Source organism: Pseudomonas svalbardensis, assembly GCF_030053115.1.
GTDB lineage: Bacteria > Pseudomonadota > Gammaproteobacteria > Pseudomonadales > Pseudomonadaceae > Aquipseudomonas > Aquipseudomonas svalbardensis.
The window spans coordinates 604589-626043 of record NZ_CP125619.1 but is presented as its reverse complement, the minus strand read 5'-3'; the positions used below and the strand labels follow the sequence as shown (position 1 = coordinate 626043).

Genomic DNA, 21455 nt, shown 5'->3' with positions numbered 1-21455 from the left:
CCGCTTTCAGCAACAAATTTCAACAATCAAATAACGATCCGCAGGCACTGGCCTGCGTGATACAGCGAGAATCCGGCCTCGTACAGACAGCTGCGCAATCCCACGCCCGCCAATGGCTGCATGGGCGCAAAGGGAATCGGCAGTGCTTGAGGATTTCCGTTACACAGATAATCGGCAAAGGCTTTGCCGACGACTGTGCCGGTAGTGACGCCCCGGCCGTTGTAACCGGTGACTGCCACCAAACCGGGCGCCGGCTCGAACAAACGCATCAAATGATCGGGGGTGAAGGCGATGCAACCGGTCCAGGTACATTCCCATTCCACCGGTTTGAGATAAGGAAAGTAGTGCTGCTGAACCCGGTCGGCCCAGGCTTTGAGGAACCAGGTCGGCTTCTGATTGCCATTACCGAGACTGCCGAGCAGCAGACGGCCATCCTTATCGCGACGAACACTGCTGAGGACCTGGCGGGTGTCCCAGGAACCCTGGCCACCCGGGAGAATTTGCTGCGCAGCCTCTTCGGTCAGCGGGACCGACGCCACTTGATAGTAATAACCGGGGAAGAAGTTACGCCGCAATTCCGTCCAGTCACCTTCGGTGTAGGCGTTAGAAGCAATCACGACTTGCTCGGCAAGCACTGAACCCTGAGCGGTTTGTACCGACCAGCGCTGGCCCTGACGTTCGAGTCGGGTCACCGGGGAATGATCGAACAACTGACCGCCGAGACCGATGGCCGCTTTGGCCAGCCCCGTCGTGTAAGCCATTGGGTTGATCGTGCCGGCACGTCGATCGAGCAGCGCAGCGGCGATCTTTTTGGTACCCGTCGCTTGTTCGCAGGCTTGACCGGTCAGCAGTTCAACCGGCGCGCCGCGACGTTTCCATTGTTCTTCACGACTGCGCAAGTCCGCTTCGCCACGGGCGTTGTGCGCCATGTGCAATGTGCCTTCACGGCGTAACTGGCAATCGATGTTGTACTTATCCACAAGGCTGAACACCAGGGACGGTGCTGCACCGAGCATGCGATTAAGCTGACTGCCGACCGCCTCGCCAAACCCAGCTTCGATCTCGTCCGGTGGAATCCACATTCCGGCATTGACCAGCCCGACATTGCGCCCCGATCCGCCATGACCGGCGCGATGGGCCTCCAGTACACAGACGCTTTTGCCTTTTTCCAGCAGATGCACCGCCGCCGACAGACCGGTGAAACCGGCGCCGATGACGCAGACATCCACCGTCACCTCGCCCTTGAGCGCCGCGTTGTCAGGCCTTTGCGGCGTCAGTTTTTCCCACAGACACTCTTCGCGTAACGGCATTGCCAGACTCCAACAGAAACCTAACAGATACACAATTCAAGTGTGGGAGCGAGCCTGCTCGCGAATGCGGTCTGTCAGTCACATCAATGATGGATGTGCCGCCGTCTTCGCGAGCAGGCTCGCTCCCACAGGTGTTCGACTCGAAATTTAGTCGAACGTAATGCCCTGAGCCAACGGTAACTCCAGCGAATAGTTCACGGTGTTGGTCTGACGGCGCATGTAGCCGCGCCATGCATCGGAACCAGATTCACGACCACCGCCCGTTTCTTTTTCACCGCCAAACGCCCCGCCGATTTCCGCGCCGCTCGGGCCGATGTTGACGTTAGCGATGCCGCAGTCACTGCCCACCGCCGACATGAACTGTTCGGCTTCACGTACGTCAGTGGTGAAGATGCACGAGGACAAGCCTTGTGGCACGGCGTTGTTCAGGCGCAGCGCTTCGGCGAAATCCTTGTAACCGACCACGTACAGAATCGGTGCGAAGGTTTCGCTGCAAACCACGTCGCTCTGCTCCGGCATTTCGACGATGGCCGGCGAGACGTAATAAGCGTTAGGGAATTTGTCTTCCAGCTGGCGCTTGCCGCCAAACACCCGGCCGCCTTCGCTCAAGGCCTGCTCAAGCGCATCCTGCATGTTTTCGAAGCTGTGCTTGTCGATCAGCGGACCAATCAGATTGCCTTCCAGTGGATTGCCAATGCGCACTTTGGAGTAAGCGGCTTTCAGGCGGGTGACGATTTCTTCTTTCACCGATTCATGGGCAATCAGGCGACGCAACGTGGTGCAACGCTGACCGGCAGTGCCGACGGCGCTGAACAGGATGGCTCGTACGGCCATGTCCAGGTCGGCGCTTGGGCCGAGGATCATTGCGTTGTTGCCGCCCAGTTCCAGAATGCTGCGAGCGAAACGTGCGGCGATTTTCGGTGCCACTTCGCGGCCCATGCGGGTGCTGCCGGTGGCGCTGATCAGCGCGACACGCGGGTCATCGACCAGGGCTTCGCCGGCATCACGGCCGCCGATGATCACTTGGCTCAGGTGCGGAGGCGCGTCGCTGAAGTTCTTCAATACGCGGTCGAACAGCGCCTGACAGGCCAGTGCGGTCAGCGGAGTTTTCTCCGACGGTTTCCAGATCACCGGGTTGCCGCAGACCAGCGCCAGCGCGGTGTTCCAGGCCCAGACCGCCACCGGGAAGTTGAACGCGCTGATGACGCCAACGACGCCCAGCGGGTGCCAGGTTTCGCGCATGTGGTGGCCAGGACGCTCGGAAGCGATGGTCAAACCGTACAGCTGACGGGACAGGCCGACGGCGAAATCGCAGATGTCGATCATTTCCTGAACTTCACCCAGACCTTCCTGAGTGATCTTGCCGGCTTCCCAGGACACCAGCTCGCCGAGGTCGGCCTTGTATTCACGCAAGATATCGCCCAGTTGGCGGACCAGTTCGCCACGGCGCGGGGCCGGGACCTTGCGCCACAATTCGAACGCATGATCTGCACGACTGATGTGCTGCTCGACTTCAGCGGCGCCTTCCCAGTTCACGGCGGCGATCTGGCTGCCATCGATCGGCGAATGCACCGGCACTTTGCCGTTCTGGTACAGGGCCGGGTTCACACCAAGACGATCAAGCAATGCGGCAACCATGGGTCACTCCTCAAGCGAAAAACAGAAAACGTGCAGCCGGATTGATTCGGCTGGTGAGGCCTGTAGTTTTAGCGCTCCGGAGGTTACCCAACAAACGACCTTTAAGAGAGATATCATTCCGTTTATTCATGCTGCGAATTGCTGGTAAGAAAGAAACAAGCAAAAGGACAACCAATGCTGAATAAACGCTACTTGCCGTCGATCACCGCGCTGCAGTGTTTTGAGGCCGTAACCCGGCATTTGAGCTTCACCCGGGCGGCTGAAGAGCTGAACCTGACCCAGAGCGCTGTCAGCAAACAGGTCGCGCAACTCGAAGAATTGCTGCAGCACCTGTTGTTCCGCCGGGTTCGCCGACGCCTGCAAATGACCCCGGCCGGTGACTTGTACCTGGTGGAGGTAAGAAAAATCCTCACGCAGGTCGAGATGTCGACCCACTACCTTCGCTCCTACGGCGGTGAAACTGAAGTCCTGCGCGTCTCGACGCCTCCAACCTTCGGCGCGCGCTGGCTAGTGCCACGTTTGAAAGGCTGGCGCCTGCGCCATCCCTCGATCCATCTGGACCTGTGCAGCGAGCAGGAAGCCGACGATCTGCTGCAAGGTCGCAGCGACCTGGCGTTTTATTTCGGCCAAGGCTCACGACCCGGCACTGAATGCCTGAAGCTGTTCGGCGAAGAGCTGGTGCCAGTCTGCGCACCGGGCAGTCTGCCGGACACGCCGTTCACCGATCCTACGCAACTCACCGACCTGGTCCTGCTGCAAAACGCCTCCCGGCCCCAAGCCTGGCACGACTGGTTCGACAGTCAGGGCTACCACACCGAACACAGCTACCACGGCCCGCGTTTCGAAACCTTTTACATGTGCATCCGTGCGGCCCAGGTCGGTTGTGGTGTGGCGCTGTTGCCGCGGTTTCTGGTGGAAGAGGAATTGGCCGACGGCAAACTGGTCATACCCTGGCAGCACGCGATGCCGAGCACCGATGCCTATTACCTGGCGTATCCGGAGCATTCGGCGGAAGTGCCCAAAGTGCGGGATTTTGTGAAGTGGATGTTGGAGCAAATCGATAATCCGGACATACCGCAAATTTGAAGCTACACAAAATCCCTGTGGGAGCGGGCTTGCTCGCGAAAGCGGTGGATCAGACGACATCAATATCGACTGACCGATTGCATTCGCGAGCAAGCCCGCTCCCACAGGGATCTGCTGCAGCCAAAAAAATCGCTGGCAATCACCACTGCTGATATGCGCCACTAGCCCATTCATTGAAACAGCTGCAACGTCGCTGCCACGGGCTGCGGCCAGCCTGGAGAACCCCGTTATGAGCGAGAGCGTGTTTGGCGATCGCATCGTGCAGAACCTGCTCGACACCGACTTCTACAAACTGACGATGATGCAGGCGGTGCTGCACAACTACCCGAACGTGGAAGTCGAATGGGAGTTTCGTTGCCGTAACAGTGAAGATTTGCGCCCGTACTTGGCGGAAATCCGCTTCCAGATTGAGCGCCTTGCCGAGTTGAGCCTGAGCGCTGACCAGTTGAGTTTCATGGAGCGCATCAGCTTTATGAAACCGGATTTTCTGCGCTTTCTCGGGTTGTTCCGCTTCAATTTGCGCTACATCCACACCGGTATCGAAAACGGCGAGCTGTTCATCCGCCTGCGCGGGCCATGGCTGCACGTGATCTTGTTCGAGGTGCCGCTGCTGTCCATCGTCAGCGAAGTGCGCAACCGCTATCGCTACCGCGAGATCGTCCTGGAGCAGGCGCGCGAGCAGCTCTACCGTAAGTTCGACTGGCTCACCGCCAACGCCAGCGCGGAGGAATTGTCTGAATTGCAGGTCGCCGATTTCGGTACTCGCCGTCGCTTCTCGTACCGCGTGCAGGAAGAAGTGGTGAACGTGCTCAAGCACGATTTCCCCGGTCGTTTTGTCGGCACCAGCAACGTGCACCTTTCACGTGAGCTGGACATGAAGCCGTTGGGCACCATGGCCCACGAATGGATCATGGCCCACCAACAACTCGGCCCGCGGCTGATCGACAGTCAGATTGCCGCCCTCGATTGCTGGGTCCGCGAGTACCGTGGCCTGTTGGGGATCGCCCTCACCGACTGCATCACCACCGATGCCTTTCTCAGCGATTTCGACCTGTACTTCGCCAAGCTGTTTGACGGCCTGCGCCATGATTCCGGTGATCCGGTACTCTGGGCGGAAAAGGCCATCGCTCACTATCACAAGCTCGGCATCGACCCGATGAGCAAGACGCTGGTGTTCTCCGACAGCCTGACGCTGCCCAAGTCTCTGGAAATATTCCGGGCGTTGCGCGGTCGGATCAATGTCAGCTTTGGCATCGGCACCAACCTGACGTGCGATATTCCGGGTGTCGAACCGATGAGCATCGTGCTTAAAATGGCCGCCTGCAACGGCCAGCCGGTGGCAAAGATCTCCGATGAGCCTGGCAAGACTCACTGCAAAGACCCGAATTTCGTCGCCTATTTGCGACACGTTTTCAAAGTACCTGCCGCCCTTTCCAGTACATCAAGCACATCTAGCAAGGAGTGAATTCATGCAAGCCGAACAGCGTGAGATTGCTGAACAGCTCAAGGTCCAGCCGCCGTTCGCCGACCAGGCCGCCCTCGAGGCTGAAGTCGCCCGGCGGATTACCTTCATCCAGGACTGCCTGGTCAATTCCGGGCTCAAGAGCCTGGTACTCGGCATCAGCGGCGGCGTCGATTCCCTGACCGCCGGCCTGCTGGCCCAGCGTGCCATGCGCGAACTGCGCACCCGCACAGGCGACGACAGCTACAAGTTCATCGCCGTGCGCCTGCCGTACGAAACCCAGTTCGACGAACACGACGCCCAGGCATCGGTGGATTTCATCGCCCCGGACGAGCGCCACACCGTGAACATCGGCCCGGCAGTCAAATCCCTGGCCAGTGAAGTCGCAGCCTTCGAAGGCAAGCACGCGGTCTCGGTGGATTTCGTGCTGGGCAACACCAAGGCTCGGATGCGCATGGTGGCCCAATACACCATCGCCGGCGCGGCCCATGGCCTGGTGATCGGCACTGACCACGCGGCGGAAGCGGTGATGGGTTTCTTCACCAAGTTTGGTGACGGCGCTTGCGACCTGGCGCCACTGAGCGGTCTGGTGAAAAACCAGGTCCGGGACATCGCCCGCAGCTTCGGCGCGCCGGAGTCGCTGGTGGAAAAGATCCCGACGGCCGACCTTGAAGACCTGTCGCCCGGCAAGCCGGACGAAGCGTCCCACGGCGTGACCTACGCCGAGATCGACGCGTTTTTGCATGGCGAGCCGGTGCGTGAGGAAGCGTTCAAGATCATTTGTGAAACGTATAAAAAGACTCATCACAAGCGAGTGATGCCGTTTGCGCCTTGATTGAGCGAACAGACAGGCACAAAAAAAGCGTCCGGTGGACGCTTTTTTTATGAGCTCGATTCGATTACTTCAGGGTAACCGTGCCTTTCATCATCGAGATGTGGCCAGGGAACGAGCAGAAGAAGCCGTACTTCTCGCCAGCATCGAGCTTCGACACGTCGAAGGTCACCGAGTCGGTTTCCTTGGCGCCAATGATTTTGGTGTGGGCGATGATGCGCGCGTCGCCTTCCGGCAAATAGTTCTTGTCGATGCCAGCGGCCAAGCCAGCGGTAGCGATTGGCTGCATATCAGCCTCTTTACTCAGCACCCAGTTGTGACCCATGACGTTTTTTGGCAGGTTGCCGGAGTGTTTCAGCTCCACGGTGAACGTCTTGCAGCTTTTGTCGATTTCAATGGCCTTGGTATCGAAGGACATTTGATCAGTCGAGTCGACAGTGACCTTGCATTCGGCAGCCATCAATTGGCTGCTGGCCAGTGTCAGCAGGGATACCGCAACAAGTTTGGCAAACATGGTGAATCTCCAAGGCAGGGTTAACAAAAGTGCTAATGGACAGAAGACTGCCTGAAAACGTCGCAAGTTCCTATGACCTGAATCATAAATTGTATACAACTTTCGGGCTATGACACCTATCGAAACAATCTACCAACCAGACGTCTGGGGCGGCCCTATCATCAGGTCGTACTCACTCATATGGAGCGTCTGTCATGTCGATCAATAGCCTGTTGTGCAGTTTGCTTGCCGCCTACGCCTGTGGCGCCAGCGGAACCTGTGAAACACCTGCACGCGAAGTGTAGACCTTGGAACGCCGTGTGCCTGCCTTTACTCTGTGGCCATCCTGACCATGGAGTAAGGCATGTCTTTAGCGTCCGTTTGTGTATTTTGCGGTGCCAGCACTGGCACCAACCCGGCTTATCGTGAAGCGGCTGTCGCCTTGGGGCGAGCATTGGCCGAACGTAAGCTGACTCTGGTCTATGGCGGCGGTGCCGTCGGGCTGATGGGCATCGTCGCCGATGCTGCGCTGGCGGCCGGCGGTGAAGTAATCGGGATCATCCCGCAAAGCCTCAAAGACAAGGAAATCGGTCACAGCGGCCTGACTCGTCTGGAAGTGGTTGACGGCATGCATGCGCGCAAGGCGCGGATGGCCGAGCTCAGTGACGCCTTTATCGCCCTGCCCGGCGGCCTGGGCACGCTGGAAGAACTGTTCGAGGTCTGGACCTGGGGCCAGCTCGGGTATCACGGAAAACCGCTGGGGCTGCTGGAAGTGAACGGTTTCTATAGCAAATTGACCTCTTTTCTCGATCATATCGTCGGCGAAGGCTTCGTTCGCGCACCGCACCGTGACATGCTGCAAGTGAGCGAGTCGCCGCAAACCCTGCTTGATGAACTGGATGCCTGGCAGCCGACAGTGGTGCCAAAGTGGATCGAGCAAAAACCCAGCTAACGGCTGGGCATCGATACAGGGCAGAATACGCGCCGCTCAACCTCACCTTCGACCCCAGAGGATCGCCCATGGCTAAACCCAATTATTCCTTCGCCAAACGTCAGAGAGACTTGGCCAAGGAGCAGAAGAAAGAGGAAAAGCTTCAGCGCAAGAAAGCTACAGCTGAAGAAGAAGCCGCCGCACTGAACCCGGATGCAGAAGGTGAAGTGGCCGCAGAAGATGATGTTGAAGCACCGAAAGATCAGGCGCCCGACGCCTGAGACCCTCAGGGCCCGATGATCTGATCAGGCCCACCGGATCTGTGTCCAGGGTCAGCAACGATGTTGCTGACCCTCACAGGCCAATCTGAAATACCCCCTCCAGAACTGACTTGCACATCCCCATGTGGGAGCGAGCCTGCACGCGATGACGGCGGCACACTTAGCAATTATTTGACTGATACACCGCTATCGTCGGAACGCCGCCCGGAGCAGGCTAGCTCCCACAATTTGATCTGCGTTAATCCAGTGGCATCACGGTGACACGGACTTCGGGGTCATGGTTGCCGCCGCCCAAAATCACCCCACGCAACGGCGAGACATCGGAAAAATCCCGGCCCCAGGCCAAGGTGATGTGTTCCAGCGCCGGCTGCACGTTATTGGTCGGGTCGAAATCCACCCAACCGAGCACCGGGCAAAACACTGAAACCCAGGCATGTGACGCATCGGCGCCGATCAGTCGCGGCTGGCCCGGTGGTGGCTGGGTCAGCAGATAGCCACTGATGTACCGCGCCGCCAACCCACGGGAGCGCACACACGCGAGCATCAGGTGAGCGAAGTCCTGACAAACACCGCGCCGGCGCTCCAGCACTTCCACCAGCGGCGTCGCCACTTGGGTCGCCTCGGCATCGAAGGTGAACTCGCTGAAGATCTTCTCCATAAGCGCCTGTACACCCAACAGCAGCGGCCGACCCGGTGGAAAACAGCTTTCGGAAAACTCGACGAAGTTGCGCTTCAAATGCACGTAGGGCGATTCGAACCGGTAACGACACGCTTCCAGCAATTCGGGGGAGAGCGGCTGACTGCTGTAGGTCAGCGCCTTGCGGGTTTCTTCCCAGGCGGGGGATTGATTGAAATCCAGCGCAGGCCGGGCCAGCACTTCGACGGTGAGCCGGGCATTGACCAGCAATTCATCATGCGGCCGCTCGAACGCCAACCGGGTCAGCGGATTGCCGAACACATCCAGTTCATCGCGGCGGGTCGTCGGGTCGGGACTGATCCGCAGTTGCTGCTCGGTGCAGCGCTGCCAGGCACACGACCGCGGCCACAGGTGCGCAAGCTGCTGAGCCAGAGAGACCGGGCTGTCGTAGTGATAATGGGTGTCGTGGAGAATCTGGTAATGGGCGCTCATCAGACGGACACCGTGCGCTGGCTGACGTCATCGACATGGGCGAAATGGCGCAAGGCCAGACGATCCGACACTTGCCCGCTGGCGTCCGCGATCTCTTGCAACAGGTCGGCCAGCCCCTCAATGGCCGCCCGAACGCTGGCTTCGCCGAACAGCGAGTTCTCCAGGCATCCCAGATCGAACTGTGCCAAGCGTTCCACCAACTGTGGCAACCCCGCTTCGCGAGGCACGCCGAAGTCGTCATTCAAGCGTTTCAAGGTTCGAGTCACCAGTTTCAACTGAAACAGCACGGCGTGGGGGTTCTGCTCGTCGAGCAGCAACAGGTCAAGCACCGGGATCAGTTGCGCCACCGCCAGATACCGCGAACGGTAAGTGATGCTGCTGTTGCCCAGTTCCAGCAGCCATTCCAGGCCGGCCTGATCGAAAGCACTGGCTCCGCGCAGAAACGCCGCCAAGCTGGCGCTGAGAAATTGCAGGCGTTCGATCCGGCGGCCAATCATCAGGAAGCGCCAGCCTTCGTCCCGGGTCATGTCGTCGAGGGCGAAACCGGATAACGCCGCCAGGGACATCACCAGACGGTTGAGGAAATCCAGCAACTCGCCGAAATCCGGCTCTTCGGCTTCCAGCTCCATGGCTTCGCGCTGCAACTCCACCAGCGCTTGCCAGTTTTCCCGCGAAAGCTTGCCGCGCACCTGCGAGGCCGCCCACTGCAAACGTTGCAGGTTGGAGCGCAGGCTGAACGACCAGTCATCACCGAGCAATGCCGCCAGCAAACGCTCCGGCAACTCGCCTTCATCAGGCAACAACATCAACCGCTCGCCCAAGTCGACTGCCGCCTCCAGGGCTTGCGGGTCGTCGCCATCGACATACCGTGCCAGCATGATTCGCAGCAGCCGCGCGCTGTCATCACAGCGCTCGCAATAACGGCCGAACCAGAACAGGTTTTCCACCACTCGCGAAGGCAGATACGGATCCCGTCGCACCAGGTCGTGCACACCGATCGTGCGCTGGGTTTTCCATTGCTCACCGCTCGGCGGGCGATCGCCCAACACCCAGGTGTCTTTGCTCGCGCCACCACGCTGCATCGACACCACTTCGGCGTCAGCTTCGGCGGCAACCCGGGTGAGGCCGCCAGGTAGAACCCGATAACCCTCACGGCTGGCCACTGCGTACACGCGCATGCCGATGGCCCGAGGTTGCAGATGACCGTCTTCAGCCTGCCAGATCGGGGCTTGAGAGAGCTGAGCCAATTCTTGCGCAACATAGGCGTAAGGCCGGGCCTGCATGCGCTCGGCCAGTTCCTGACGCTGTTTTTCACTCAAATCGCGACCAAATATTGGCGTGAAGCTCTGTGACGGGAACGCCGGTTTGATCAACAACTTCGGCAATTTTTCCAGGGCCTGAGCCAGCACCGGTGCTTCACCGCACCACCAGGTCGCGATGGAGGGCAGAATCAGTTCTTCGCCGAACAGGAATTGATTGATCTTCGGCAGAAAGCCCAACAACCCCGGCGACTCCAGCACGCCGCTGCCGAGGGCGTTGGCCACCAGCACCCGCCCTCGACGTACCGCTTCCAGCAATCCCGGCACGCCAAGGGCCGAGTCAGTGCGCAGCTCCAGCGGATCGCAGAAGTCATCGTCGAGGCGCCGCATGATCGCGTGGACCCGGCGCAGTCCGCTCAAGGTTTTCAGGTAGACCGTGGCATCCCGGACGGTCAGGTCGCCGCCCTCTACCAGCGGGTAACCGAGCTGACGCGCCAGATAGAGGTGTTCGAAATAGCTTTCGTTGAAACGTCCCGGTGTCAGCAGCACGATCAGCGGCGCTTCGTCATCACTCGGCGCCTGACGGGCCAGGGTTTCCTGAAGCGTGCGGAAGAACCCGGCCAGGTGCTGCACTTTCAAATCTCGGTACAACTCGGGAAAGGCCCGGGACACGATGGTGCGGTTTTCCAGGGCGTAACCGGCACCGGATGGCGCTTGCGTCCGGTCCGCCGTGACCCACCAGCGACCGTCGGGTGTACGCGCCAGATCCACGGCATACAGATGCAGAAAAGCCCCGTCGGGCGGCCTGATGCCCTGACAGGGCCAGAGGAAATTGTTGTGACCGAAAACCAGCTCAGCAGGCAGCAGGCCCTCGGCGATCAAGCGTTGCGGGCCGTACAAATCTGCCAGCACAGCATTGAGCAAGCGTGCCCGCTGGGCGATCCCGGCCGATAACTGCTGCCATTCATCCGCAGCAATCACGTGCGGTAGCAGATCGAGTTCCCACGGCCGATCGGCACCCTTGGGGTCGGCGTAGACGTTGTACGTCACGCCGTTTTCCTGGATCTGCCGGGTCAGCAGCGCCTGACGCTGCACCAATTGCGTTGGCGTGCTGCGTTGCAGTTGATCGAACAACCCCCGCCAGTGCGGGCGTACAGCACCACTGTCGTCGAGCAGTTCGTGATAAGTGCCCGCCGTCAGCGGGTAGCGGTCAAGCAGGTCAGGCATGGAAAGCTCGGCAGACAGCAAAGAACGGTCAGACTAACGCAGGCTCATGACGCCCGGATATACGAAAAATCCGAGCGTCGCGTACGGTTTAGAAACGTCGTAAATCGAGTGTCATCGGCAGCTCGTCGTTAATTTCCACATTCGGTATAGGAAGTTTCCCAGGGCTGTGTCCGATGCGGAAGAAACGCGCCATGCGCCGGCTCTCTGCCTCATTGGCGTTCACCGGCAAGCTGTCGTAGTTGCGCCCGCCCGGATGGGCGACGTGGTACTGACAGCCACCCAGCGAACGCTGCATCCAGGTGTCGAGCAAGTCGAACACCAACGGCGCGTGGACCGGGATGGTCGGCTGCAGGCAGTTGGCCGGTTGCCAGGCGCGGAAACGCACGCCGGCCACAAATTCGCCGACCCGCCCGGTGGGTTGCAACGGCACCGGGATGCCATTGCAGGTCAGAAGATAACGCTGCGGCGCCAGGCCCGTGAGTTTGACCTGCAAGCGTTCCAGCGACGAATCCACATAACGCACCGTGCCGCCGACTGCGCCCTCTTCGCCCAGCACATGCCAGGGTTCCAGCGCCTGACGCAATTCCAGTTCGATCCCGCTGACGGCGTAATCGCCGACTTTGGGAAAACGGAACTCCAGATGTGCCGCAAACCACTCGGCGCGCACGGGATAACCGGCGGCATTGAGGTCGACGATGACGTCGGCGAAATCCTGTTCGATAAAGTGCGGCAACAGGAAACGATCGTGCAGCTCTGTGCCCCAGCGCGCCAGTTTCGGCGGCGCATAAGGCTCGCGCCAGAATCGAGCCACCAACGCCCGCAGCAACAACTGTTGCGCCAGGCTCATGCGCGCATGGGGCGGCATTTCAAAGGCGCGCAATTCGAGCAACCCCAGACGCCCCGTCGCGCCATCCGGTGAATAAAGTTTGTCGATGCAGAACTCGGCACGGTGCGTGTTGCCGGTCACGTCGATCAGCAAGTTGCGCAGCAGCCGATCCACCAGCCACGGCGCGCACTCCTCACCCGGCTCAGGCATCTGGGCGAAGGCGATTTCCAATTCATACAACGCATCATTACGCGCTTCATCGACCCGTGGCGCCTGAGACGTCGGGCCGATGAACAATCCGGAAAACAGATAGGACAAGGACGGATGGTTATGCCAATAGCTGATCAGGCTGCGCAGCAGATCGGGACGGCGTAGAAACGGTGAGTCAGCCGGTGTCGCGCCGCCCAGGACGAAGTGGTTACCGCCGCCGGTGCCGGTGTGCCGGCCATCAATCATGAATTTCTCGGTGGTCAGTCGGGTCTGGCGTGCCTCTTCGTAAAGAAACTCGGTGCGCTCGACCAGTTCATCCCACGTGGCGGACGGCTGCACGTTGACCTCGATCACCCCCGGATCGGGCGTGATGCGGAAGTTGCTCAGCCGAGGATCGCTCGGCGGCTCATAGCCTTCCAGCAACACCGGGCAATGCAATTCCTCGGCGGTGGCTTCGATGGCGCTGACCAGTTCCAGGTAATCCTCGACCCGTTCCAGCGGCGGCATGAACAGGTACAACCGCCCTTCTCGCGCTTCGGCGCAGAACGCCGTGCGGGTCAGCCAGTCGGCAGATTCGTCGATCTTTGGCGCGCGTTCATCAGCAACCGCAGGCTCGCCTTGGCTCTGAAGTTGTGCCGTGTCGGGCAAAGCGGGGAAATCCTGATTCGGGTCCACAGGATGAATGAACGGGTACTCCGCCGCTTTCACCCAAGGCTGCGAGCCGAGCGGCAAGCGATAGCCCAGCGGCGAGTCTCCCGGAACCAGTCGGCAGTGTTCGTCGCGCAGATACCAACGGCCGCTTTGCCACTGATCACCCTTGGCGGTGCGCGCCAGCGGCAGGACCTGGCCGATGACTTTGTCCAGCCTCTGGCTGAAGACTTTGCGCAGGCGTGCACGCTCCAACGGTTCTTCGAGACGTGAGTCTTCGGCGCTGACGTTCTGCGGCAACGTGCCTTCGCGCCAGAGGTAATAGAAATTGTCTTCGTAGGCTGGAAACACAAAACGTGTGGGGATTTTCAGGCGTTCGGCGACGCTGGCCAGAAAACGCCCGGCCAGCTCGCCATTGGCACCGTAGTCTTGCTGCTCATCGGCAATCAGCGCGCTGTTGTGCCAGATCGGCACATCGTCGCGGCGCCAGTAGCAGTTCAGCGACCAGCGCGGCAATTGCTCGCCGGGGTACCACTTGCCCTGACCGAAATGCACCAGGCCTTTGGGTGCGTAGCGCTTGCGCATGCGCTGGAACAGTTCGGCGGACAGACGCCGCTTGTCTGGCCCAAGTGCCGCCGTGTTCCACTCGGCGCCATCTGGATCGTCGATGGAAACAAACGTAGGTTCGCCGCCCATGGTCAGGCGTACATCACCCTCCAGCAGGTCGGCATCGATCTGCCGACCCAACGCCTGGATCGCCAGCCATTGGTCGTCGGTGTAGGGCTTCGTTACCCGTGGTGCTTCCCAAATCCGTTCCACCGACATTTCGTGGATGAATTCGCACTCGCACGGTTCAACCAAGCCACTGATCGGTGCCGCAGAGCCAGGATCGGGGCTACAGGCCAACGGAATGTGTCCTTCACCGGCAAACAGCCCTGACGTCGCGTCCAGGCCGATCCAGCCAGCACCGGGCAAATAGACCTCGCACCAGGCGTGCAGGTCGGTGAAGTCCACGTCAGTGCCCGACGGGCCGTCGAGGCTTTTGACGTCGGCGGTCAGTTGAATCAGATAGCCGGAGACGAAACGCGCCGCCAGACCGAGGTTACGCAACAGCTGCACCAGCAACCACGCGGAGTCGCGGCAGGAACCGGAGGCATGTTCCAAGGTGTGTTCGGGCGTTTGAACACCTGGCTCCATGCGGATCAGGTAGCCAATGTCTTCACTCAGGCGCTGGTTAAGTGCGACGAGGAAGTCGACGCTGGGTAGCGGCGTGCGGTCGATGCCGTCCAGATAGGCCTTGAACTTCGGCGTCAGGGGCAAGGTTTCCAGGTACGGCGCCAGCTCCTTGCGCTCATCCGCGGCGTAGGTGAACGGGATCTTTTCCGCGTAGGGCTCAAGGAAGAAGTCGAACGGATTGAAGACCGCCATCTCTGCCAGCAGATCGACTTCGATCCGCAGTTCATCGGTTTTCTCCGGGAACACCAATCGCGCCAGGTAATTGCCCTGGGGGTCTTGCTGCCAGTTGATGAAGTGCTGCTCCGGCGAGACTTTCAGCGCGTAGGACAGTATCCGCGTGCGACTGTGGGCGGCCGGGCGCAGGCGAACGATCTGCGGACCGAGCTCGACGGCGCGGTCGTAGCGGTAATGCGTGACGTGGTGCAATGCGACATGAATCGACACGGCGTGCCTCCTGCGAGCCTTAAGCGTATTGGAAAGCGCGCAAGACTTATGCCATCCAGCAGCGCTGGCGCTTTCTCCGGTTGCTTGAGGCAGTACAGCACCAAAATCGGGCGATGCGGGAATTTGGTTTGGGGGAGTTGCACGGAAATGTTGCGGAGGGAGGGCTGGGAACGATCAGCAGACAAAAAAAACGCCAACCCGAAGGTTGGCGTTCTGTTCAGCTCAAACGTGGCTTAGCGCGGCACTACCGGCTTACGCGCAGGCTTGGGCCCTTTGCCTTTGGCCGCGTCCTTGCGATCCTTGGCCGCCTGCTGGTTGCGGGCGAATGCCGCTGCCTTGGCCTGTTCACGCTTGTCCCACGGGTTGCCGCCATCGCTGGCGCGCGGTGGCAAGCCAGTGTGCTGGGTCAGGATCTTGGTGGTCTTTTCCCCTGCCACTTTATGGCTGCCGGCCGGTGTCGAGTTCTTGCGACGGGCGCTCTGGTAGCTGTCGGTCGCCGGTTGGTGCAGCGGGATCAACTGGTTCTTGCCCGGCCCGATCAGGTCGGCGCGGCCCATGCGAGTCAGCGCTTCACGCAGCATCGGCCAGCCTTTCGGGTCGTGATACCGCAAGAACGCCTTGTGCAGACGACGCTGCTCTTCGCTCTTGACGATGGTCACGGCGTCACTCTTGTAAGTGACTTTGCGCAGCGGGTTCTTGCCCGAGTGGTACATCGCGGTGGCGGTGGCCATCGGCGACGGATAGAACGCTTGCACCTGGTCGGCACGGAAGCCGTTCCCCTTGAGCCACAAGGCCAGGTTCATCATGTCTTCGTCGGTGGTGCCCGGGTGAGCGGCGATGAAGTACGGAATCAGGTACTGCTCTTTCCCGGCTTCCTTGGAGTACTTCTCGAACATGCGCTTGAACTTGTCATAGCTGCCGATGCCCGGTTTCATCATCTGATTGAGCGGACCTTCCTCGGTGTGTTCCGGGGCGATCTTCAGGTAACCACCAACGTGGTGGGTCACCAGCTCTTTGACGTATTCCGGCGACTCGACTGCTAGGTCGTAGCGCAGACCGGAAGCGATCAGGATCTTCTTCACACCCGGCAAGGCACGGGCGCTGCGATACAGCTGGATCAGCGACGAATGGTCGGTGTTCAGGTTCGGGCAAATGCCCGGGAACACGCACGAAGGCTTGCGGCACGCGGATTCGATTTCCGGGGTCTTGCAGGCGATGCGGTACATATTCGCGGTCGGGCCGCCGAGGTCGGAAATGACGCCGGTAAAGCCGGGGACCTTGTCGCGGATCTCTTCGATTTCGCGAATGATCGACTCTTCGGAACGGTTCTGGATGATCCGGCCTTCGTGCTCGGTGATCGAGCAGAAGGTGCAGCCGCCGAAGCAGCCACGCATGATGTTCACCGAGAAGCGGATCATGTCGTATGCAGGGATCTTTTCCTTGCCGTACGCCGGGTGCGGAATGCGCGCATAGGGCATGCCGAACACGTAGTCCATTTCTTCGGTGGTCATCGGAATTGGAGGCGGGTTGAACCAGACGTCGACTTCGCCGTGCTTCTGCACCAGCGCACGGGCGTTGCCCGGGTTGGTTTCCAGGTGCAGCACGCGGTTGGCGTGAGCATAAAGAACCGCGTCACCGCGGACTTTCTCAACCGAAGGCAGACGGATCACGGTCTTGTCGCGAGTCATTTTCGGGCTCGCCAGAATCTGCACGACCTTGGCTTCGCTCGGGTCTTCAACCGGACCCTTTTCCTGCTCGATAGCGCAAGCCTGGGTGTCCTGGGTGTTGACGTACGGGTTGATGATCTTGTCGATCTTGCCCGGACGGTCGATGCGCGTGGAATCGACTTCGTACCAGTCTTTCGGCGTGTCGCGACGGATGAACGCGGTGCCGCGCACATCGGTGATGTCTTCGATCTTGTGACCGTATGACAGACGCTGGGCGACTTCGACGATCGCACGCTCGGCGTTGCCGTAGAGCAGGATGTCGGCACAGGCGTCGATCAGGATCGAGTTGCGAACCCGGTCCTGCCAGTAATCGTAGTGGGCGATGCGGCGCAGGGAAGCTTCAATGCCACCGAGAACGATCGGCACGTTTTTGTAGGCTTCCTTGCAGCGCTGGCTGTAAACCAGGCTCGCGCGATCCGGACGTTTGCCCGCCAGGCCACCGGGGGTGTAGGCATCATCGGAACGGATTTTTTTGTCGGCGGTGTAGCGGTTGATCATCGAGTCCATGTTGCCGGCCGCGACGCCGAAGAACAGGTTCGGCTCGCCGAGTTTCATGAAGTCGTCTTTGGACTGCCAGTTTGGCTGGGCAATGATCCCGACGCGGAAGCCTTGCGACTCCAGCAGCCGGCCGATGATTGCCATGCCGAACGACGGATGGTCAACGTACGCATCACCGGTGACGATGATGATGTCGCATGAATCCCAGCCAAGCTGATCCATCTCCTCCCTGCTCATCGGCAGGAATGGCGCTGGACCGAAACATTCGGCCCAGTACTTGGGATAGTCAAATAACGGCTTGGCTGTTTGCATGACGATGACCGGTGTTGAGATGAAAAATCGCGGGCGCGGAATATAGCACAAAAAATAACCAATTCCGACGGCTATGGTCGGAAATTGCGCGTAACCCATGTGGGAGCGGGCTTGCTCGCGAAAGCGGTACATCAACCAACATTGATGTCGACTGACACTCCCTCTTCGCGAGCAAGCCCGCTCCCACAAGGTTACTCGTCGTCGAAGTTATAGCTGCCCGGCGCCAGGTTTTCGAAGCGGGTGTACTTACCGATGAACGCCAGGCGTGACGTACCGATCGGACCGTTCCGCTGCTTGCCGATGATGATCTCGGCGATGCCTTTGTGCTCCGTTTCCGGGTGATACACCTCGTCCCGGTACACGAACATGATCACGTCGGCATCCTGCTCGATCGCTCCGGATTCCCGGAGGTCGGAGTTGATCGGGCGTTTGTTCGGGCGCTGCTCCAGGGAGCGGTTGAGCTGGGATAACGCCACCACCGGGCAGTTGAATTCCTTGGCCAGGGCTTTCAAGGAACGGGAGATCTCGGAAATCTCGTTGGTCCGGTTGTCACCGCTCGAACCCGGGATCTGCATCAATTGCAGGTAGTCGATCATGATCAGGCCGACATCGCCGTGCTCACGCACCAGACGCCGAGTCCGCGCTCGCATTTCCGAAGGGCTGATACCGGCCGTATCGTCAATGAACAGCTTGCGATCGTTGAGCAAGTTGACCGCCGAGGTCAGGCGCGGCCAATCGTCGTCGTCCAGGCGACCGGCACGAACTTTGGTCTGATCGATCCTACCAAGGGACGACAGCATACGCATGATCAGCGATTCGCCTGGCATTTCGAGCGAGTAGACCAGTACGCACTTGTCGCTGCGTAACACGGCGTTTTCCACCAGGTTCATCGCAAAGGTGGTTTTACCCATGGATGGACGGCCGGCGACGATGATCAGGTCGGACGGCTGCAAGCCGCTGGTCATGCCGTCGAGATCGGTGTAACCGGTGGAGAGGCCCGTAATCGCGTTGTCAGTGTTGAACAACGTATCGATACGGTCGATGGCCTTGGTCAACAGGTCATTCACGCTCACCGGGCCGCCGGTTTTTGGCCGGGCCTCGGCGATCTGGAATATCTGGCGTTCGGCTTCGTCGAGAATCTCTTCAGCCGAGCGGCCTTCCGGGTTGAAGGCGCTGTCGGCGATTTCGGTGGCGATGCCGATCAACTGCCGCAACGTTGCTCGTGCGCGAACGATCTGCGCATAGGCCTTGATGTTGGCGACGGACGGCGTGTTTTTCGCCAGCTCACCAAGGTAACCAAGGCCGCCGACCTGCGAGGTCTGACCTTCCTTGTCCAATTGCTCGGCAAGGGTCACGACGTCGATCGGCGAGTTCTGGTCGGCGAGCTTGGCGATCGCGCGGAAGATCAGACGGTGGTCATGCCGATAGAAATCGCCGTCGGAGACTTGATCGAGCACGCGTTCCCAGGCGTTGTTGTCCAGCATCAGACCACCGAGCACGGCCTGTTCGGCCTCGATGGAATGCGGCGGCACCTTCAGGGAAGCGGTTTGCAGATCGTATTGCTCGGGAGCGGAGATATCGTTCATGGCCACTTGAATAGTTTTGTGAAAATCAGGAACTGCAGAAAGACAAAGGGCACGACCTGTAAACAGGATCGTGCCCGATGTTACCGGCAAGCACCCGAGGGTGCCAGCCGACAAGTGCTGCTTAAGCTGCTACCACGACAACGCGTACGGTGGCTTCAACTTCGGCGTGCAGGTGCACGGCTACGTCGAATTCGCCTACGTTGCGGATGGTGCCGTTCGGCAGACGAACTTCGCTTTTTGCAACTTCAACGCCAGAGGCGGTCAGTGCATCAGCGATGTCGTGAGTACCGATCGAACCGAACAGCTTGCCTTCGTCACCAGCGGTGGCAGTGATAGTCACTTCCAGCTCAGCCAGTTGGGCGGCACGGCTTTCAGCCGAAGTTTTACGATCTGCTGCGGCTTTTTCCAGCTCAGCGCGACGCTCTTCGAACGCAGCCAGGTTGGCAGCGGTCGCAGCGGTAGCTTTGCCGTAAGGCAGCAGGTAGTTACGACCGTAACCAGCCTTAACGTTCACTTTGTCACCCAGGTTGCCCAGGTTGGTGACTTTTTCCAGAAGGATCAGTTGCATGTGAAAATCCTCTTAACTTTTAACCTTCACCGTTCGCGCTATCGACGTCTTTCGGCGTCGAACGACCGCGAAAATCAATCAGGCTGTCGACGATGGCCAAGACCACCAGCAACGGATAGATCAGCTGCATGAACAGCAACAGCGTGACGTACAACCCCACCAGCCAAAACCTGGCCAGTCGCTTTTGCGCCACCAGCCCGTGAATCAGGGCCAGCCCGGCGAACACCAGCGGCACACTGCACAACGGCGTCAACATGGCCATCTGCGGACCGATGTTCGGTCCCAGAAGCATGAACGCCAGCAGTAACATCGCCAGCCCCAGCGGGAATCGGATGGCGCGAAACTCGCGACCAAAACCACCCGGGTTGTACAACAACGCCTGCCAGTAGCGCCCGACAATCAGGCTCAGCACACTGACGATTTGCAACAAGGCCGCAATCAGGCCGGTCAGGACCGGTGCGATCAGGGACGCAAAATGCGCTTGCTCGTCTACCGACAACTTCTGGTAGACATCACCGAGTAGCGACGGCATGACTTTTATCAAAGCCTGCGCCAGCATCTCGATTTGGGGACCAAAAACCGTCCCCAGCACCACTGAAAACACCACTCCCATCGCTATGCTGACCAGCAGCACGCGGTTCCAGGACTCGCTTGCGCGCAAAACCAACGCAAGGCTCCAAGACCCCAGCAGCACCAGAAGTGCCCGTGGGTCATCGGCGTAAAGCCACCAGATCAACGCCGGCAGCAGTCCCAGAGCAAGAACACCAATGGCGTCCTTCAATCCGCGCCGCAGGAGCACAAAGCATCCAGCGGCAGCACCCAACCAATACAACAACGGCAATGTTGCGCATCCAGCCACTACCAGAGTGGCCTGCATACGGCCGCGCATGATGAACTCAGCTATGGCTCGCATGCATTCAATCCTTTGCTACGTGTCGACTGCCCGATCTCAGCGGCCGTGGCTGTCGGTGTAGGCCAGCAGGGCCAGGAAGCGGGCGCGCTTGATAGCGGTGGCCAGCTGACGCTGATAACGTGCTTTGGTACCGGTGATGCGGCTTGGAACGATTTTGCCGGTCTCGGATACATAAGCTTTCAGAGTGTTGAGATCTTTGTAATCGATCTCTTTCACGTCTTCAGCGGTGAAGCGGCAGAATTTACGACGACGGAAGAAACGTGCCATTTGATAGGCTCCTTAAAAGGTCCGTGGATTACTCGTCAGCGTTATCGCTGTTGTCGCTGTCATCACTATCAGCGCTTTCAGCGCCTTCGTGCTCAGGACGGTCGCGACGCTCACGGCGCTCACTGCGGTTTTCTTCAGCCTTGAGCATCTCGGATTGGCCAGTAACGGCTTCTTCGCGACGGATGACCAGGTTACGGATCACTGCATCGTTGTAGCGGAAGTTGTCTTCCAGCTCGGCCAGGGCCTTGCCAGTGCACTCAACGTTCAGCATCACGTAGTGAGCCTTGTGAACATTGTTGATTGCGTAGGCCAGTTGACGACGCCCCCAATCTTCCAGACGGTGGATTTTGCCGCCGTCTTCTTCGATCAGCTTGGTGTAACGCTCTACCATGCCGCCGACTTGCTCGCTTTGATCCGGGTGGACCAAAAAGATGATTTCGTAATGACGCATGAATGCTCCTTACGGGTTGTAGCCTGCCGCTAAAAAGCGGTCAGACAAGGAGTGAATGACACTTATGGACTTGCTTGCGATAGACACATGCGTGCCTGCCGTCACAGCAAGGGGCGCAATT

Annotated in this window: 17 protein-coding genes; 5 read left to right on the top strand and 12 right to left on the bottom strand. The window is 59.6% G+C overall.

What is annotated here, in order from left to right:
* Positions 1 to 26 precede the first annotated feature (26 nt).
* Together amaA and amaB are read right to left on the bottom strand one after the other, a co-directional pair.
* Entirely contained in the window at positions 27 to 1310 is a 1284-nt protein-coding gene (gene amaA / locus QFX16_RS02765) for an L-pipecolate oxidase (protein WP_008153371.1), read from the bottom strand.
* A gap of 147 nt (positions 1311 to 1457) precedes the next feature.
* A complete protein-coding gene (amaB, locus tag QFX16_RS02760) occupies positions 1458 to 2948 on the bottom strand; it encodes an L-piperidine-6-carboxylate dehydrogenase (protein ID WP_223431766.1) in 1491 nt (496 codons plus the stop codon).
* A 174-nt stretch (positions 2949 to 3122) separates the two neighbouring features.
* Between amaB and QFX16_RS02755 the strand changes: the two genes are divergently transcribed.
* The 3 genes from QFX16_RS02755 to nadE all read left to right on the top strand — a co-directional run bounded on the left by QFX16_RS02755 (position 3123) and on the right by nadE (position 6331).
* A complete protein-coding gene (locus tag QFX16_RS02755; RefSeq protein ID WP_283182732.1) occupies positions 3123 to 4034 on the top strand; it encodes a LysR family transcriptional regulator in 912 nt (303 codons plus the stop codon).
* A gap of 229 nt (positions 4035 to 4263) precedes the next feature.
* Positions 4264 to 5499 carry a nicotinate phosphoribosyltransferase gene (gene pncB, locus QFX16_RS02750; RefSeq protein ID WP_283182731.1) on the top strand — a complete coding sequence of 412 codons (1236 nt, stop codon included), beginning with the start codon at positions 4264 to 4266 and terminating at the stop codon, positions 5497 to 5499.
* A 4-nt stretch (positions 5500 to 5503) separates the two neighbouring features.
* The gene (nadE, locus tag QFX16_RS02745) at positions 5504 to 6331 is read left to right on the top strand and encodes an NAD(+) synthase (RefSeq protein WP_283182730.1); all 828 of its coding nucleotides are present in this window, start codon (positions 5504 to 5506) and stop codon (positions 6329 to 6331) included.
* A 64-nt stretch (positions 6332 to 6395) separates the two neighbouring features.
* On the opposite strand, the gene azu is transcribed toward nadE, so the two are convergent.
* On the bottom strand, positions 6396 to 6842 hold the full coding sequence (gene azu / locus QFX16_RS02740; protein WP_283182729.1) for an azurin: 447 nt from the start codon (positions 6840 to 6842) through the stop codon (positions 6396 to 6398).
* Between the two features lie 343 nt (positions 6843 to 7185).
* Between azu and QFX16_RS02735 the strand changes: the two genes are divergently transcribed.
* Positions 7186 to 7773 carry a cytokinin riboside 5'-monophosphate phosphoribohydrolase gene (locus QFX16_RS02735; protein ID WP_095127382.1) on the top strand — a complete coding sequence of 196 codons (588 nt, stop codon included), beginning with the start codon at positions 7186 to 7188 and terminating at the stop codon, positions 7771 to 7773.
* Positions 7774 to 7841: 68 nt separating this feature from the next.
* On the top strand, positions 7842 to 8033 hold the full coding sequence (locus QFX16_RS02730; protein ID WP_018928487.1) for a hypothetical protein: 192 nt from the start codon (positions 7842 to 7844) through the stop codon (positions 8031 to 8033).
* 238 nt (positions 8034 to 8271) lie between these two features.
* Here QFX16_RS02730 and QFX16_RS02725 read toward each other — a convergent pair whose 3' ends face one another.
* The 9 genes from QFX16_RS02725 to rpsF all read right to left on the bottom strand — a co-directional run bounded on the left by QFX16_RS02725 (position 8272) and on the right by rpsF (position 21334).
* The gene (locus tag QFX16_RS02725; RefSeq protein ID WP_283182728.1) at positions 8272 to 9162 is read right to left on the bottom strand and encodes a transglutaminase family protein; all 891 of its coding nucleotides are present in this window, start codon (positions 9160 to 9162) and stop codon (positions 8272 to 8274) included.
* Positions 9162 to 11648, bottom strand: coding sequence for a circularly permuted type 2 ATP-grasp protein (locus QFX16_RS02720; protein ID WP_283182727.1), 2487 nt, complete (start codon positions 11646 to 11648; stop codon positions 9162 to 9164). Before QFX16_RS02720 ends, QFX16_RS02725 begins: the two co-directional genes overlap by 1 nt.
* An 88-nt stretch (positions 11649 to 11736) precedes the next feature.
* A complete protein-coding gene (locus tag QFX16_RS02715; RefSeq protein ID WP_283182726.1) occupies positions 11737 to 15012 on the bottom strand; it encodes a transglutaminase family protein in 3276 nt (1091 codons plus the stop codon).
* A 233-nt stretch (positions 15013 to 15245) separates the two neighbouring features.
* Positions 15246 to 17549, bottom strand: a complete 2304-nt coding sequence (locus tag QFX16_RS02710; RefSeq protein ID WP_033055554.1) for a YgiQ family radical SAM protein — start codon at positions 17547 to 17549, stop codon at positions 15246 to 15248.
* A 191-nt stretch (positions 17550 to 17740) separates the two neighbouring features.
* Positions 17741 to 19135 carry a replicative DNA helicase gene (dnaB, locus tag QFX16_RS02705; RefSeq protein WP_282376703.1) on the bottom strand — a complete coding sequence of 465 codons (1395 nt, stop codon included), beginning with the start codon at positions 19133 to 19135 and terminating at the stop codon, positions 17741 to 17743.
* A gap of 121 nt (positions 19136 to 19256) precedes the next feature.
* Entirely contained in the window at positions 19257 to 19703 is a 447-nt protein-coding gene (rplI, locus tag QFX16_RS02700; protein WP_003197251.1) for a 50S ribosomal protein L9, read from the bottom strand.
* Between the two features lie 19 nt (positions 19704 to 19722).
* Entirely contained in the window at positions 19723 to 20616 is an 894-nt protein-coding gene (locus tag QFX16_RS02695; protein WP_283182725.1) for a YybS family protein, read from the bottom strand.
* Positions 20617 to 20652: 36 nt separating this feature from the next.
* A complete protein-coding gene (gene rpsR / locus QFX16_RS02690) occupies positions 20653 to 20883 on the bottom strand; it encodes a 30S ribosomal protein S18 (protein WP_002551829.1) in 231 nt (76 codons plus the stop codon).
* Positions 20884 to 20911: 28 nt separating this feature from the next.
* Positions 20912 to 21334: a 30S ribosomal protein S6 gene (rpsF, locus tag QFX16_RS02685; RefSeq protein ID WP_003217491.1), complete on the bottom strand. Its 423-nt coding sequence runs from the start codon at positions 21332 to 21334 to the stop codon at positions 20912 to 20914.
* Between the last annotated feature and the right edge of the window lie 121 nt (positions 21335 to 21455).

Bases quoted from the DNA above. Each gene is read 5' to 3' on its own strand.
- amaA (WP_008153371.1), bottom strand. From the start codon at position 1,310: ATGCCGTTACGCGAAGAGTGTCTGTGGGAAAAACTGACGCCGCAAAGG.
- amaB (WP_223431766.1), bottom strand. From the start codon at position 2,948: ATGGTTGCCGCATTGCTTGATCGTCTTGGTGTGAACCCGGCCCTGTAC.
- QFX16_RS02755 (WP_283182732.1), top strand. From the start codon at position 3,123: ATGCTGAATAAACGCTACTTGCCGTCGATCACCGCGCTGCAGTGTTTT.
- pncB (WP_283182731.1), top strand. From the start codon at position 4,264: ATGAGCGAGAGCGTGTTTGGCGATCGCATCGTGCAGAACCTGCTCGAC.
- nadE (WP_283182730.1), top strand. From the start codon at position 5,504: ATGCAAGCCGAACAGCGTGAGATTGCTGAACAGCTCAAGGTCCAGCCG.
- azu (WP_283182729.1), bottom strand. From the start codon at position 6,842: ATGTTTGCCAAACTTGTTGCGGTATCCCTGCTGACACTGGCCAGCAGC.
- QFX16_RS02735 (WP_095127382.1), top strand. From the start codon at position 7,186: ATGTCTTTAGCGTCCGTTTGTGTATTTTGCGGTGCCAGCACTGGCACC.
- QFX16_RS02730 (WP_018928487.1), top strand. From the start codon at position 7,842: ATGGCTAAACCCAATTATTCCTTCGCCAAACGTCAGAGAGACTTGGCC.
- QFX16_RS02725 (WP_283182728.1), bottom strand. From the start codon at position 9,162: ATGAGCGCCCATTACCAGATTCTCCACGACACCCATTATCACTACGAC.
- QFX16_RS02720 (WP_283182727.1), bottom strand. From the start codon at position 11,648: ATGCCTGACCTGCTTGACCGCTACCCGCTGACGGCGGGCACTTATCAC.
- QFX16_RS02710 (WP_033055554.1), bottom strand. From the start codon at position 17,549: ATGCAAACAGCCAAGCCGTTATTTGACTATCCCAAGTACTGGGCCGAA.
- dnaB (WP_282376703.1), bottom strand. From the start codon at position 19,135: ATGAACGATATCTCCGCTCCCGAGCAATACGATCTGCAAACCGCTTCC.
- rplI (WP_003197251.1), bottom strand. From the start codon at position 19,703: ATGCAACTGATCCTTCTGGAAAAAGTCACCAACCTGGGCAACCTGGGT.
- QFX16_RS02695 (WP_283182725.1), bottom strand. From the start codon at position 20,616: ATGCGAGCCATAGCTGAGTTCATCATGCGCGGCCGTATGCAGGCCACT.
- rpsR (WP_002551829.1), bottom strand. From the start codon at position 20,883: ATGGCACGTTTCTTCCGTCGTCGTAAATTCTGCCGCTTCACCGCTGAA.
- rpsF (WP_003217491.1), bottom strand. From the start codon at position 21,334: ATGCGTCATTACGAAATCATCTTTTTGGTCCACCCGGATCAAAGCGAG.